15 protein-coding genes are annotated in these 14,122 nt (G+C 72.4%); 4 read left to right on the top strand and 11 right to left on the bottom strand.

The window, feature by feature from the left end:
• Positions 1–2: 2 nt before the first annotated feature.
• From ACFVU7_RS35615 to ACFVU7_RS35575, 9 genes are all read right to left on the bottom strand, one after another.
• Positions 3–875 (bottom strand): ABC transporter permease, encoded by an 873-nt coding sequence (locus ACFVU7_RS35615; protein WP_074004736.1) that lies wholly within the window; start codon positions 873–875, stop codon positions 3–5.
• Positions 872–1,837: an ATP-binding cassette domain-containing protein gene (locus ACFVU7_RS35610; protein ID WP_074004735.1), complete on the bottom strand. Its 966-nt coding sequence runs from the start codon at positions 1,835–1,837 to the stop codon at positions 872–874. Before ACFVU7_RS35610 ends, ACFVU7_RS35615 begins: the two co-directional genes overlap by 4 nt.
• The gene (locus tag ACFVU7_RS35605; protein ID WP_074004734.1) at positions 1,834–2,265 is read right to left on the bottom strand and encodes a lasso peptide biosynthesis B2 protein; all 432 of its coding nucleotides are present in this window, start codon (positions 2,263–2,265) and stop codon (positions 1,834–1,836) included. The genes ACFVU7_RS35610 and ACFVU7_RS35605 overlap by 4 nt, the downstream gene beginning before the upstream one ends.
• On the bottom strand, positions 2,262–2,525 hold the full coding sequence (locus ACFVU7_RS35600; RefSeq protein WP_074004733.1) for a lasso peptide biosynthesis PqqD family chaperone: 264 nt from the start codon (positions 2,523–2,525) through the stop codon (positions 2,262–2,264). Before ACFVU7_RS35600 ends, ACFVU7_RS35605 begins: the two co-directional genes overlap by 4 nt.
• Positions 2,522–4,345: a lasso peptide isopeptide bond-forming cyclase gene (locus ACFVU7_RS35595; protein ID WP_387967023.1), complete on the bottom strand. Its 1,824-nt coding sequence runs from the start codon at positions 4,343–4,345 to the stop codon at positions 2,522–2,524. Before ACFVU7_RS35595 ends, ACFVU7_RS35600 begins: the two co-directional genes overlap by 4 nt.
• A gap of 58 nt (positions 4,346–4,403) precedes the next feature.
• Positions 4,404–4,532 (bottom strand): aborycin family tricyclic lasso peptide, encoded by a 129-nt coding sequence (locus tag ACFVU7_RS35590; RefSeq protein WP_103079659.1) that lies wholly within the window; start codon positions 4,530–4,532, stop codon positions 4,404–4,406.
• 126 nt (positions 4,533–4,658) lie between these two features.
• Complete coding sequence (locus ACFVU7_RS35585) at positions 4,659–5,411, bottom strand: ABC transporter permease (RefSeq protein ID WP_063780012.1); 753 nt, start codon at positions 5,409–5,411, stop codon at positions 4,659–4,661.
• A complete protein-coding gene (locus tag ACFVU7_RS35580; RefSeq protein ID WP_049649023.1) occupies positions 5,404–6,306 on the bottom strand; it encodes an ABC transporter ATP-binding protein in 903 nt (300 codons plus the stop codon). The genes ACFVU7_RS35585 and ACFVU7_RS35580 overlap by 8 nt, the downstream gene beginning before the upstream one ends.
• A gap of 121 nt (positions 6,307–6,427) precedes the next feature.
• Positions 6,428–7,561: a sensor histidine kinase gene (locus tag ACFVU7_RS35575; protein WP_117490369.1), complete on the bottom strand. Its 1,134-nt coding sequence runs from the start codon at positions 7,559–7,561 to the stop codon at positions 6,428–6,430.
• Between the two features lie 539 nt (positions 7,562–8,100).
• Here ACFVU7_RS35575 and ACFVU7_RS35570 point away from each other — a divergent pair.
• The 4 genes from ACFVU7_RS35570 (at position 8,101) to ACFVU7_RS35555 (ending at position 13,458) form a co-directional block, all read left to right on the top strand.
• Positions 8,101–8,787, top strand: a complete 687-nt coding sequence (locus tag ACFVU7_RS35570) for a DNA-binding response regulator (protein ID WP_181970731.1) — start codon at positions 8,101–8,103, stop codon at positions 8,785–8,787.
• Between the two features lie 174 nt (positions 8,788–8,961).
• Positions 8,962–9,708 (top strand): thioesterase II family protein, encoded by a 747-nt coding sequence (locus tag ACFVU7_RS35565; RefSeq protein ID WP_388049473.1) that lies wholly within the window; start codon positions 8,962–8,964, stop codon positions 9,706–9,708.
• Positions 9,699–10,523 carry an SDR family oxidoreductase gene (locus ACFVU7_RS35560; protein WP_388049470.1) on the top strand — a complete coding sequence of 275 codons (825 nt, stop codon included), beginning with the start codon at positions 9,699–9,701 and terminating at the stop codon, positions 10,521–10,523. Before ACFVU7_RS35565 ends, ACFVU7_RS35560 begins: the two co-directional genes overlap by 10 nt.
• Positions 10,524–10,707: 184 nt before the next feature.
• Positions 10,708–13,458, top strand: coding sequence for an amino acid adenylation domain-containing protein (locus tag ACFVU7_RS35555; protein ID WP_388049467.1), 2,751 nt, complete (start codon positions 10,708–10,710; stop codon positions 13,456–13,458).
• Between the two features lie 21 nt (positions 13,459–13,479).
• Here the strand turns inward: ACFVU7_RS35555 and ACFVU7_RS35550 are convergent, their stop codons facing one another.
• Positions 13,480–13,845: a nuclear transport factor 2 family protein gene (locus ACFVU7_RS35550; protein ID WP_380742496.1), complete on the bottom strand. Its 366-nt coding sequence runs from the start codon at positions 13,843–13,845 to the stop codon at positions 13,480–13,482.
• The gene (locus tag ACFVU7_RS35545; protein WP_388049464.1) at positions 13,842–14,051 is read right to left on the bottom strand and encodes an MbtH family protein; all 210 of its coding nucleotides are present in this window, start codon (positions 14,049–14,051) and stop codon (positions 13,842–13,844) included. Before ACFVU7_RS35545 ends, ACFVU7_RS35550 begins: the two co-directional genes overlap by 4 nt.
• Positions 14,052–14,122 lie beyond the last annotated feature (71 nt).

Raw genomic sequence — 14,122 nt, 5'->3', positions numbered from 1 at the left:
GCTCACCGCGACCGCGCGAACCGGTGGGTGGCCACGCCGAGCGCGGCGGCGGTGATCGCCACCAGCAGCCCGAGTTCCGCGACCACGGGCGGGTGCCAGTGCCCGAGCATCAGCCGGGTCTGCTCCGAGGTGAGGATGTCGGGCCCGGGCAGGGTCCGGCGGACCGCGTCGACGCCGTAGGTGAGGGGGTTCAGTTTGACCACGGTGTCGAGCCAGCCCGGCAGCCCGTTCGGCGGGAACATCGCGCCGGAGAAGAACATCAGCGGCATCAGGCTCAGGTTCACCACGATCTGGAACGTCTCGACCTGTCGGATCGTGACCGCGGCGAGCAGCCCGATCGAGGTGAACATCAGCGAGACGAGCAGCGTCTCCAGCAGGACGACCAGCAGCATCGGCGTGTACCGGATGCTCGCGATGCCTCCGACCGACAGGAGCATGAGGCCGTAGACCGCGCCCGTGGTGGCCCCGCCGAACGCGAGGCCTAGCACGATGCTGGAGCGCGGGAACGGCGAGACGAGCATCTGCCGGAGCATGCCGAGCTTGCGGTCCCACACGAGCGAGATGCCCACGGCGACCGCCGGCGCCTGGACAGACATGATCAGCGTGCCGGGGAACAGGAAGGCCCGGTAGTCGTTCAGCTGGGCCTTGCCGAGGCTGGAGGACGCCGCGTCGAGGCCGGTGCCCAGGACGACGAGGAACAGCAGCGGCGTCACCAGACCCATGATCAGGCGCACCGGGTTGTGCCGCAGTCGCGTCATCTCCCGCCGCCAGAGCAGCGCGTACGGCCTGAGGGCGAATCCCCGGCGGCCGGCGGTCGGGCCGGCTGGGGCCGCCTTCCCGGCGGGAGCGTCCAGTACGGTGTCCAGACCGCTCATCGCATTCCCTCCCCGATATCGCTGAGTGTGCGGGTCTTCGTCCCGCTCTCCCGGATCTCGGACCCGGTGTGGTGCAGGAAGACGTCGTCCAGGGTCGGCGAGGTGGTGGTCACCGAGAGCACGGTCACCCCGAGTCCGGCGCACAGCCGCGGCACCAGGGTGGGGCCGTGGGGGACCCTCAGGCGCAGTCCGTCGGGCGCGGGCTCCGTCGTCAGGCCGAAGCGCTCGGAGAGCTGTTCCGCCGCGAGCGTGTCGTCCTCGGTGCGCAGCACGACGAGGTCGGACCCGATGATGGACTTCAGTTCCGCGGGCGACCCCTCGGTGACGACCTTGCCCTTGTCGAAGATCGCGATCCGGTCGCAGTGCTCCGCCTCCTCCAGCTGGTGCGTGGTGAAGAAGACGGTGATGCCCTGCTCCTGGCGCCGCCTGCCCAGGTACTCCCAGACGGCCGCGCGGGTCTGCGCGTCGAGGCCGGTGGTCGGCTCGTCGAGGAAGAGGACCCTGGGGGAGCCGAGCAGGCCCCGGGCGATCTCCAGGCGGCGGCGCAGACCGGTGGAGAACTGCCCCACGGGGACGTTGCTGCGTCCGGACAGTTCCATCATGTCGAGCATCTCGGCGATCATTCCGCGTGCCTCGCGACGGCCGAGCCCGCACAGGTCGGCCTGGAAGCGGAGGTTCTCGGCCGCGGTGAGGTCCTGGTCGAGCGTCGACTCCTGGAAGACGATGCCGATCCGGCGGCGCACCTCGGCGGGCCGGCTCACCACGTCGACACCGGCCACCTCCGCCCGGCCCGCCGTGGGCTTGAGGAGCGTGGTCAGCATGCTGATCGTGGTCGTCTTGCCGGCGCCGTTGGGCCCCAGGAAGCCGAACGTCGCGCCGTCGGGGACGGTCAGGTCGAGGCCGTTGACGGCCGCGTTCGTACCGTAGTAGGCGTAGAGGCCCTCGGCCCGGATCGCCGTCATCGGAGGTTCCTCCTCTCGGGGCGGCGCACGGCCAGCACGGTCTGGAACACGCCCATCTCACCCGGTTCGTCCACCGGCCGTCCGTCGATCTCGACCCAGGCGTGGGCGGCGAAGGGCTGGGTGCGGAACCCCGTGCACCAGTCCGCCCATCTGCCCCGGGCCCTGCACAACAGGACGGTGGCGACGGACCGTTGGAGGCAGCCGAGGCCGGCGCAGCGCGTGCTGACCGAGACGACCGACCGTCTGGCCCGCGCTGTCTCGGCGTACCCGGCGGGCCGGGTGCCCCGGCTGATCACGCGCAGCACCCGCTGGAGCCGGGCCGGAGGCAGCCTGACCAGCAGCCGGGCCGCGCCGGCCGCGCACCTGGGCGCGATCTGGCGGTGCAGCGGAAGTCGCGGGGCCTGTTCCGCGACGGCGGGGGTGGTCACCGCGAGACCTCCACGAGGTTGGCCGCGCTCAGTCCGTCGACGAGGTCCATCACGTCCTGGTGGGCCTGGTCCCGGCTCACGGGGGCGGCCTCGGACATGAGTACGGCGAGCGTGTCGGGGGAGTCCCCGTCGAGCAGCTTGCGCAGGATGGCGGAGCCGGTCGCGTTCAACTGCCAGTAGCGACCCCGGCGTCCGTCGAGCAGTACCGCCCCGGTCTCGATCGGGGTGAGGGTGACGTCGCGGGCAAGGCTCAGCTTCATCTGCGTTCTCCCGTGTCCTGGAGGTGGGGCCGAAGGTGCGTCCTGAGCCAGCTCTCGCAGGCCACGGTGGTCTCGATCGGCTGGATGTGATGGGCCATCGGCCCGGGGTTGAGCACCGCGGACCGGAACTTCGCCGGGTCGATGAGGCCGAGCCGGGCGAGCTGCGAGTCCTCGCAGAGTTCCAGGAGCCGGGCCCGGTTGCGGGCAATGCCCCGGAACGCCTCGGCGCTGAACTCGCCCTTGTCGCGGCGGTCGAGGATGTCCGCGGGTACGAGACCCCGGACTGCGTCGATCAGCAGCGGCTTGAACCGCCCGGTCGCCAGTCGCTCGTCGATCCGGGTGGACATCGCCGCCTCCAGGACGCGGTCGTCGAGGAAGGGGGCGTCCCAGACGATGCCGCTTGCGGCGACGACGGTGTTGACCTGACGGACCGTCTTGCCCTCGAAGGCGATCGAGGCGAGCGCCTGGTGCCGGGCCCGGTCCGCGTCGAGCGGCTCGGGGGTCTCCCGAGCGGCGTCGGTGAGCAGCTTCCGGACGGCCGCCGCGGCGTCCGGCGTGGCCCAGGCCGGCAGGCGGGGCGCGAACACCCAGCCGAAGTCGGGCTCGTCGAGCGGCGGGGGCGGGTCGCTGATCCGGGCGGCGACCCGGGCGAGGCTCTGGGCGAACGTCGACCGGTCCGTGAGCGCCCGCACGGTCCCGCCCAGGGACCAGCGGTTGGCGAGCCGGTAGCGATTGAGCAGCTTCAGGCCGTTGACCGGCTGGGCACGGGCCAGCGACCAGGCGCAGGCGGGCATCCTTCCGAACAGCTCGTCCCCTCCGAAGCCCGTCAGGTGCAGGGTCGCGCCCTCGCCGGTGGCCCGTGTCGCCAGGTCCCGGATGTGTGCGAGCCCGGAGGCCCAGGTCGACGGCCCTTCCGGGGCCAGGTCCGCGTAGTCGGCGGTGTAGCCGACGTCGAGCAGGTTCTCGGCGCGGTCCGAGGAGAGCATGTGGTGCTGGGCCGACGGGAGCATGGCGGCGGCCTTGCGCGCCCAGGCGGTGTCCTCGTTGGCGCCGTCGATCGGCATGACGTGGTACGTGACCAGGTCGGCGCCGGCCGCGTCGGCGAGGAAGCAGAGCGAGGTCGAGTCCAGGCCGCCGGACAGGTCGGCGCTGATCGTCCGGTCCGGACGGATCCGGGTGGCGACCGCCTCGGACAGCGCGGTGCGCACGGCTCGCGCGCCCTCCGCGAGCGGGAGGCGGGCCTCCGGCAGGTTCCACCAGCGGATCTGCCGCGACCGACCGGCCGCGTCCAGTTCGAGCCAGTGCCCGGTGGCGAGCGCGTCGACACCCCGGCGGACCGGGCGCAGGGACAGCGGCCACGGCGCTCCGCCGGGTGCCAGGAGGCGGGCGGCCAGCAGCGTCTCGTCGAGGCCCGCGCCGGTGAGGCGCAGCAGCGGCCCCACGGCGCCGGCCGCCACGGTCACCCCGTCCACCACGGCGGTGAAGACCTGGCGCACACCGGAGACCGAGCCCTGCACTCGGACCTTGCCGTCCATCGAGGCCATCAGGTGGACGAGGCCCGGCAGGCGGGACGCGACGGCGTCGATGTCGTGGAGGGAGCGCATCCGCCCGAGTGCGGCCGTGGTGGCCTGCTCGTCGAGCCGGGTGCGTCCCAGGAGCGCCAGGCGCCGTGGACCGGCCTGGAGCACCGTCATCTCGTCCTGCTGCCAGTCGCCCACGATCCAGGGCCGCCCCGACGCGTGGTCGATCCGGTGTGTCGCCCGCAGCCGCGCGGCCGCCTCGGCGCCGGCCGCGCTGTCCGGAAGAACTACGAATTCCATGTCGTCTCGCTCCCTGGGGTGGTGCCGGTGCGCCTGAGCGCACCGGCACCCCTTGTGATCAGAAGAAGCAGACGACGGCGTAGCCGCAGCCGACGAAGTCCTGGCAGCTGCCGATGCCGAGGCACTTGGTGAGCTCGTCGAAGTCGCCGACCTCGTGCAGTGCCGGGGGCTCGTAAATGGCGGACATGGTTCCTCCCAGATGGGGATCGTCCGGGCCGACCAGTTCGGCCCGTGACATGTCTGGGAATCTACGCAGCGTCATGTCCCACGGTCATGGGTCAGGTGCCTCACGACCGTCCCGCCGCCCGTCCCGTCAACCGTCCCAACGCCGGTGGCGCAGCCAGCCGGCCGCCAGTGCCACGACGGTCCACGCGAGGAGGACGGCGAACCCGGTGAGCGCGTCGTCCGAGCCGACCGTGAGCATCCGCATGCCGGCCCGGTCGGGGAGGTACCGGACCATCTCCTTGGTCGCGCCGATGGTGGACAGGATCTGGGAGCCGGCGAGCACCATCGGGAGCAGGACGGCCAGCGGGACGACGGCGCCGCGGGCCGTCGAGGCCACGCCCGCCGCGAACAGGCTCATCATCGTCAGATAGACCACGGCGCCGGCGAGGGCGCGGGGGACACCACTCGTGTCGATGCCGGCGCCGTGGGGACCGAGGGCGAACTGCGTGAGCAGGTAGCCGAGGACGGTGACGGGGATCGCGACGGCCACCGCGGCGGCGGCGGTGACGGCCGCCTTCGCCAGGTAGAGCCGCCCGCGCCGGGGCACGGCGAGCAGCGAGACCCGCATCATGCCGGACGAGTACTCGCTCGAGACGAGGAGCACGGCGAACACGATCAGCGCCAGCTGGCCGTAGAGGACGCCGTCCATGCCGGTCTGCTCGGGGGTGAAGTCGGAGCGGAGCAGGGGGTTGTCCGACTCGATCGCCTTCCTCGCGGACCAGCCGCCCAGGGCGGAGAGGAAGAGGCTGGCGGGGGCGAACAGCAGCAGCGCGACGAACGTGCCGCGGACGCCGCGCAGTTTGGTGAACTCGGCCCGCATGGCCGCGGCCGTCTCAGACACGGGTGCTGCTCCCTTCGGGGCCGGTGAGCTTGAGGAAGGTGTCCTCGAGCGATCCCGTGTGGGTGCTCAGCTCTTCGAGCGGGAGGTCGCCCGCCGCGGCCAGCCGGTTGATCTCGGCCGCCGTCATGCCGTCGACCTCCAGGCTGCCGTCGTGCGCGAGGCTCAGCGAGGCGCCGTTCCGTTCCAGTTCCCGGTGCAGGCGCAGGGGTTCGGAGGTCCGCACCCGCACGTAGGTCCGTGCGTGGCGCCGGATGAACTCCTCCGTGCCGGTCTGGGTAAGCAGTCGTCCGCGGCCGATGACGACCAGGTCGTCCGCGACCACGGACATCTCGGCCATCAAGTGGCTGGAGACGAGGACGGTCCGGCCCTCGGCGGCCATCGAGCGCAGCAGGTCGCGCAGCCATCGGATGCCCTCGGCGTCCAGGCCGTTGACCGGCTCGTCGAGCACCAGGACGGGCGGGTCGCCGAGCAGGGCCGCGGCCAGGCCGAGCCGCTGTCCCATGCCGAGGGAGAACGTGCCGACCCGCCGCCGGGCCGCTCCGGTCAGGCCGACCGCCTCCAGGACCTCCGCGACCCGTCGCCGGTCGATCCGGTTGCTCTGCGCGATCCAGCGCAGATGGTCGGCGGCGGTCAGGCTGCGGTGCGCGACCGCCGTCTCCAGCAGGGCGCCGACCTGCCGGGCGGGGTACGTCAGTTCGTGATAGGGGCGGCCGCCGATGAGGGCGGTTCCGGCATCCGGGCGGGTGAGGCCGAGGATCATGCGCATCGTCGTGGACTTCCCGGCCCCGTTGGGGCCCAGGAATCCGGTGACGGCGCCCGGCCGCACCGTGAAGGTGAGGCCTGCCACGACGGTGGTCTCCCCGTACCGCTTGGTCAGGTTCTGGACTTCGATCACGGGACGAGTCTCGTCGGGCGGGCCGGCCGGCCGCATCGGTCCGGGGTCGGGATTCCGCGGCGGCCCGCGCGGGCCGAACCCATACCTGCGGATGAGTCCGGCACCCGGGAACGGGTCGGGCTCAGTACGGCAGTGTCACCACGATCCGGAAGCCGCCGCCCGGCCGCGGCCCGGCGCCGAAGGTGCCGCTGTGCGCGGCGACCCGCTCCTTCATCCCGACCAGGCCCATCCCCCCGCCGGGCACGGTGGGCCGGTGCCCGGGCCCGGGGCCCTCGTCGGTGATGTCGATCGTCAACGTGCCCTGGACGGCCGCGATCCGGACCCGGCAGCGGGTGGGCGCGGCATGCTTGACGACGTTGGTCAGGGCCTCCTGGACGATCCGGAACACGGACAGCGCGACACCGTTCGGGGGCTCCTCCTCGTACTCGCTCCGCAGGTCGACGCGGACTCCGGCGGCCTCGGCCGTGCGCACCAGGGCCGGCAGGTCCGTCAGCCCCTGGACCGGCCGCAGGTCGCCGGCGCCGCCGTCCTGCTCGCGGCGCAGCACCTTGAGGGTGGCCCGCATGTCACGCAGCGCCCGGCGGCTGATGTCCTCGATCACCGCCAGGGCTTCCCGCGCCTCCTCGGGGCGGGTGGTGGCCACGTGGTTGGCGACGCTCGCCTTGATCGCGATCACGCCCACGCTGTGGGTGACGACGTCGTGGATGTCACGGGCGATGCGCAGGCGTTCCTCGGCCTTCGCCTGCTCGGCCGCGTGCTCGATGGCGCGCCGCAGGCTCTCCCGCCGTTCCCTGACCGCGGCCCCCGTCGCCCAGGTGGCGCCGAGGACGAGCACTCCGAGCACGACCTGTACGGCCCTGCTCCCGCCCTGGTACCCCTGCCCTCCCGACACCGTCATCAGGACCGCGCCGGCCGTGCACAGCCCGGCGACGAGGGCCACGGAAAGCCCCGGTCGCCCCCTCCTGGTGGTGGCCACCAGGTACAGGGCGTAGGCGGCGGCGAGGAAGGGGGTCGGCCCGACCCCGGCGACCAGCGCCACCCAGGCGGCGGTGAACGCGACCGCGAACACCGGGACCGGCCACAGCCTCCGTACGACCAGCGGCAGCGCGGTGCCCAGGGACAGCAGCCACACGGCGGTGGCGCTCACCTCGCCGCCGTCGGCCGGACGCAGCACCGACACCTGCGGGAGGATCACGAACCCGAGCGCGGCCAGCACGTCCAGTGTGATCAGGCGCCGACGAGGAGCATTACCCATGTGCCGAACGTAGGGGGCCGGTTCGAGGCGCGTCCAGTACGGGTGTGGATCAAGGTCGGCGTGTACCGCAATTCGCCCTGCGGGTGTACTGTCGCCCGCCGGCGACCAGGCCCATTGGTCCACACCATATGCCTGTCGACAATGCCCCCCCTGTCTCTGGATAAACATCCGTTCCTCGGGAAACAGTCGTCACCTCCCCGTTTCGGCCACCGTCCGCCGCGCCCGCACGGTGCCCGGCGCGGAGGGAGGGCAACCGGTGACGGGGCCGCGCCGGGCCCGTGGCCCCAGGGACTCCGGGCTCACCCGCGAGCCCAGGGGACCGCCGGCGTCCCCGCGCCACACCCGTCCGGCGAAGACATACCGGATGACCGGATAGTCACTCATCAAGCGGAACGATCCCTTGCAGTTAAGAGCGGAACTTGCGTTTCGATCATTCGTCTACCCATACTCGCTGGAGCACCGGACCGGCCTTTCTCCTGCAAAGAATGACGCACCGAAGAAAAACGAGCCGTACGACGTGCCAAACGGGGGACGTACAAATGGAGATCAACCTGTTCATCATCAGCGACAATCCGGTTTCACTCGCCGGACTGGAGACAATCATCGAACAGGATGGCAGATTCACACTCGTCGGCCGGGCCGTGGGCGTCCTCGACGGCATGCGATGTCTCGAGAACACCGAATTACAGCCGCACGTGGTCATCCTGGGCGAGCCGTCCTCGAAGAGGTCCATCTACGAGAACGCCCAGCAGATCGTCTCGACATACCGCCGCCACAAGACCAGGCCCAAAATGATGGTGGTGTCGCAGAACGACGACGACGACGCCGTCTTCACCGCCCTGCGCGTCGGGGTCAGCGGATACCTCTCGCACATGAGGTCGTCCGAGGAACTCCTCCACTCCATCGAGATCGTGGCCAAGGGGGGCGCCGTCTTCAGCCGGACCATCGCCTCCCGACTCAGCCTGCATTTCTCCACCGTGCGGATCCTGCCGGAGACGACCGGGCTGTCCGAACTGACCAGCAGGGAACTCGAGATCCTGGAACTGGTCGCCGGCGGACTGAGCAACCACCAGATCGCCCGTCGGATCTTCCTGGCGGAAAAGACCGTACGCAATTACGTCTCGCGGATCTTCGCGAAACTGGAGGTGCACGACCGGGCCTCCGCCGCCGTGCTGGCCCGCGACGCCGGTCTCGGAAAGGAGACACGGGAAGTCCGCACCGCGTAGCACGAGTTCGTATCAGGCGTGGCATGACATAGCTCTGCCGAACGCGCCTGACCCGCAGGAAGAAGCTCCGGTTGGAGCGGGTGGCCGACGACGGCCCCGCCGAGCCGGGGCTTCGGCGTGCCATGCCCGAAATCAGCATTCCGGCCCCATCGGAACACAAGGAGTGAACGAGTCGTGTCCCCCACCGAGTTGCCCCTCGTCTGCCTTCCCTTCGCGGGCAGCGGAGCCGGGTTCTACCGCGCCTGGAACGTCGCACCGCCCGGCCTCAAGGTCGTACCCCTCCAACTTCCCGGCCGCGAGGAGCTGTTCCTGGAGGAGCCGTTCACCGACGCGTCGGAGGCCGCCGCCGCCCTCGCCCCGCGAATACTGGAACTCGTGGGCGGTGAGGCCCCGTTCGCGCTCTTCGGCCACAGCCTGGGCGCCGTCCTCGCGTACGAGCTGGCCCGCGAGCTGGGCGGACGCTCCGGACTCCGCCACCTCTTCGTGAGCGGGTCCCCCGGCCCCGGCAGCGGGCGCGAGCGGCGGGCGACCGGGCTGGACGACGAGGAGTTCCTGGCCCGCGTCGGCGAGTTCGCCGGCTACCGGCACGCGGCCTTCGACGACCCCGACCTGCGGGAGCTGCTCCTGCCCCTGCTGCGCGCCGACGTGGCGATGCACGAGGACTACGTCCCCGCCTCCGACACCCCGCTGCCGCTCCCGGTCACCTCGCTGCGCGGCGCCGAGGACGGGCTCGTCTCCCGGACGCAGGCCGAGGAGTGGCGGAGCACCACCGGGGCGTCCTTCGACTACCGGGAACTGCCCGGCAGCCACATGTACCTGGTCGACTCCCCGGAGGTGCTGCTGACCACGGTCGCGCAGGTACTCTCCGACGGCGGCGCCGCCCCGGCCGACGCCGACCGCGGAGGGTCGCCGTGCAGCTGAAGGGCAAGACGGCCGTGATCACGGGGGCGGCGCGCGGGCTCGGCCGCGCCTGTGCCGTCCGCTTCGCGGCGGAGGGCGCCGACCTGCTGCTGCTCGACATCGCCGACGACCTCCCCGGCGTGGGCTACCCCATGGGCTCGGCCGCCCAGCTCGCGCACACGGCCGACCTGTGCGCGCGGCACGGCGTCACGGTGCTCCCGGCCCACTGCGACGTGCGCGACCTCCGAAGGGTCACCTCGGTCGTGGCGGAGTGCCTCGACCGGTTCGGACGGCTGGACGTCCTGGTCAACGGCGCGGGGATCGCCGCGCCCTCCGGCCGCAGGGTCCACGAGATCACCGAGGACGAGTGGTCGCTCATGCTGGACGTCGACCTGTCGGGCGCCTGGCGGATGACCAAGGCCGTGGTTCCGGTGATGATCGAGCAGCGCTCGGGAAGCATCATCAACATCGCCTCGACGGCCGGTCTCGTGGGCTACCGGCACTTCGCCGGCTACGTCGCCGCCAAGCACGGCATGATCGGCCTGACCAAGGCGGCGGCACTGGACTACGCGCCGCACCGCATCCGGGTGAACGCGCTCTGCCCCGGCTCCGTCCGGGACGACCCGCTGGTCGAGGGCCGGATGCTCTCCGAGATAGCGCGCTCGCTCGACGTCCGCGTCGACGAACACGAGGAGGTGTTCGTCCAGGCCCAGCCGATGAACGCCCTCATCGAGCCCCCGGACGTCGCCGGTGCGGCCCTCTGGCTGGCGGGCGACGACTCGCGCCAGGTGACCGGCAGTGTGCTCACGGTCGACGGCGGCTTCAGCGCCCGGTGACCGTGCCCGCCCGCCCCCCTTCGGAGACGGAGATCTGATGACCGTACGCACTCCTGCCTGCCACAGCCTGGTGGTACGCGCCCGGTACCCGGTCGACCGGGAACAGAGCCGGACGTTGTTAGAACAAGAGAGCAGGGAACGGCCGGAGCCGGCGGGGTCGAGGCTGTGGACCCTGCCGCTCGCGGTGGACTCCTCGACCGGCCCCGGGCACGCCCGCGTCCGCCAGGAGGCCGAGCGGCCCCTGCACCCCTGCGGACCCCCGTTGCGCGCCGTGCTCGTGGAGTACGCCGACGGGGTCGTCGACGCGGTCCTGGTGGCGCGGCGTTCGGTGCCCTACGGCGTCCTCGTGCGGCTGGCGGCGCTCCTCCTGGACGGTGAGCCCCTCGACGGCGACCCGCCGCCCTCCTTCGACGCACCGGACGCGCAGGACGCGCAAGACGGGTCGGACGGGGACACCACGCCGCTCACGGTGCCCTGGGGCCTGGGGGACCGCCAGGCGCCGGACCCCACCGCCACCGGGACGGTCCCGCTGACGGACCGTCCGGAGTGGCCCGGGGAGGAGGCCCTGGTGGCCGCGGCGGCGCTGGCGCTGGCGCGCTACCAGGGCGGGCCGGAGGCGCGCATCGCGGTGTTCGACCGCGCGTTCCGGGCAGGCGGTCCCGCGGTGCGCTCCGTCCGGGTCAACGCGGACGGCACGGTCGCGGACCTCCTCGCGGCCGGCACCGGCACTCCGCTGCCCGGCGCTGCGGTCGCGAGCGTGGGCGTGGTCCTCGGTGACGCCGCCTCCGGCACGTCCTACACCCCGTTCCCGGGGTCGGGGCTCTCCCTGGTCCTCCATCTGGAGCGGCAGCCCGACGGCACCTGCGCCGCCCGCCTCCACCACGATCCGCGCACGGTGGCCCCGCCGACCGCGGAGTGGTTCGGACGGAGCGTCCTGCACCTGGCCCAGCGGCTGCGCACCCTGCCCGGGACGACTCCGACGGCGCGGCTGGGCCTGCTGGACCACGCCGCGGCCGAGGCCGTGACCCGGCTGGGCGGCTTCCGTCCCGCGGCCGACCCCGGCGAGCCCGCGCCCGCCGGGCCCGGGCCGGAGCGGCGGACGCCGCCGGAGACCATCGACGGGCGGATCGCGGAGCTGGCCCGGCAGCGGCCGGACGCCGTCGCGGTGACCGACGACGAGAGCAGTCTGACGTACGGCCAGCTGGACGACCGGGCGGAGCGGGTGGCCGCCGGGCTGCGCGCCCTCGGGGTGGGCGGCGCACGGGTGGGGGTGTGCCTGGAGCGGGACACCACGCTCGTCGCCACCCTGCTGGGCGTGCTGAAGGCGGGCTGTGCCTACGTCCCGATGGACGCCCGGTACCCCGAGGAGCGGCTGCGCTACACCGCGACCGACGCTCAGGTGCCGGTCGTCATCGGGGACCCGGCGCGCTTCCCCCGGATCGAGGGGGTGACCGTGGTCTCCCCCCAGGAACTGATGGACGCGCAGGAACCCCTGGAGACCGGGAAGACCGGCAACACCGACACCGCCGCCTACGTCATCTACACCTCGGGATCCACCGGCCGCCCCAAGGGGGTCGTGGTCCCCCACCGCAACGTGCTGGCCCTGGTCGGTGCCACGTCCGCGGACCTCGGGCTCGGACCGGACGACGTGTGGACGTTCTTCCACTCCAGCGCCTTCGACTTCTCCGTGTGGGAGATCTGGGGCTGCCTGCTCACCGGGGGCCGGCTGGTCGTCGTACCGCACTGGGCGGCCCGTGACCCGGACGAGTTCCACGAGCTGCTGGCCCGGCGGCGGGTGACCGTCCTCAGCCAGACCCCGTCCGCGTTCTCCCAGCTCATCGAGGCCGACACCCGGGCGGCCCCGGGCGCCGCACCGCTCGCCCTGCGGCTGGTCGTCTTCGGCGGTGAACCGCTGAACACGGCGATGCTGGGGCGGTGGTTCGCCCGTCACTCCCCCAGCCGGTGCCGGCTGGTCAACATGTACGGCATCACGGAGACGACCGTCCACGTCACCGCGCAGGAGGTGACCCCGCGCGAGGTCCTGGAGCGGTCCCGGTCCGTGGGCCGGGCGCTGCCCGGCTGGTGGGTGTCGGTCCGGGACGAGCACGGCCACGTCCTGCCGCCGGGGCCCGCCGGTGAGATCTACGTGGGTGGTGCCGGGGTGGCCGACGGCTATCTCGGCCGTCCCGAGCTGACGGCGGACCGTTTCCTCGACGACCCGGTGACCGGGGAGCGGGTGTACCGCAGCGGCGACCGGGGCCGGCTGAGGCCGGACGGCCGGCTCGACCACCTCGGCCGGCTGGACAACCAGGTGAAGGTGCGGGGCCACCGGATCGAGCTGGACGAGATCACCTCCGTCCTGGCCTCGGACCCCGGGGTCGCCGACGCGGCGGTCGTCTTCCGGGAGGGCGAGGCGGGGGACCCGGCCGGCGCCCGCATCGACGCCTACGTGGTGCTCCGGGACGGCGGCTCGGTGGACCAGGTCTGGCGGACGGCCCGGCGCGTGCTGCCGGACCACATGCTGCCGGCCGGCCTCACCGGGGTGTCCGGCATCCCGCTGACCCTCAACGGCAAGCCGGACCTCTCCCGGCTCCCGGCCCCGTCCGCCGGCCCCGCCCCGGCCCCGGCTCCGACCGCGACACCGGCACCGGCACCGGCACCGGTCACGGACCGGGACGGCGCCACGCCGGATCCGGAGGCGAAGGGCGACCTCGGGACCGAGATCCTCGCCGTGTGGTCCGGTCTGCTGGGCGTCGACGTGGAACCCGACGGCAACTTCTTCGAACTCGGCGGCAACTCCCTCCTGGTGGTCCGCATGCTGTCGGACCTGCGGCAACGGGGGCTGCCCAAGGTGACGCCGCGCGAGTTCTACGGGAACTCGACGGCGCGGTCCTTCGTGGAGCTGGTCCTCGGCCGCGTCGGGGAGACCCCGTAAGGGTCCCCACACCAGCGGTGTTCACACCAAGGGGGCGAAGAAGTACGTGACGCGGTGGGCGAAGAGGCCGGTGCCGTCCGTCCGGAAGAAGTCGGCGAACCGCAGGCTCACCGCGTCACCCCCCTTGAGCGTTCCGGTGAAACTGCCGCGCACCGCGGCCTCCCGCCCGGACAGCAGCAGCTGGTCGACCGTGTGCCGGCCGTCGGCGATGACCCGCTCCCCCTGGTAGAAGGCGGTCAGTTCGCCCCGGCCGACCAGGGGTTGGTAGCCCGGCCGTTCGTAGGTCGCGTCGGCGGTGAAGAGTTCCACCAGTTCGTCGAAGCGGTTGGCGTCGACCAGTGAGTAGTAGCGGCGGACCGCGTCCTGGATCGGGGAGGCTCCGGTCATGACTGCATGCTCCCCGCCAGGCTGCGCGGCCGCATGTCGGTCCACCGCCGGTCGATGTACTCCAGGCAGGTGTCGCGGGTGTCCTCGGCGTGGGCGACCGCCCAGCCGTCGGGCACCGCGAGGGAGGCCGGCCACAGGGAGTGCTGCCCCTCGTCGTTGACGAGCACGAGGTAGCCGGCGTCCGGGTCCTCGAACGGGTTCGTCATGGGATGTCCTCATCTCTGCGTCTACGGAATCTCTGCGTCTACGGATCTACGGACTTCTGGAGCTGGTCTCC

The organism is Kitasatospora sp. NPDC058046, from assembly GCF_042885595.1.
In the GTDB taxonomy this organism is placed as follows: domain Bacteria; phylum Actinomycetota; class Actinomycetes; order Streptomycetales; family Streptomycetaceae; genus Kitasatospora.
This window is presented reverse-complemented; position numbering and strand designations above follow the sequence as displayed.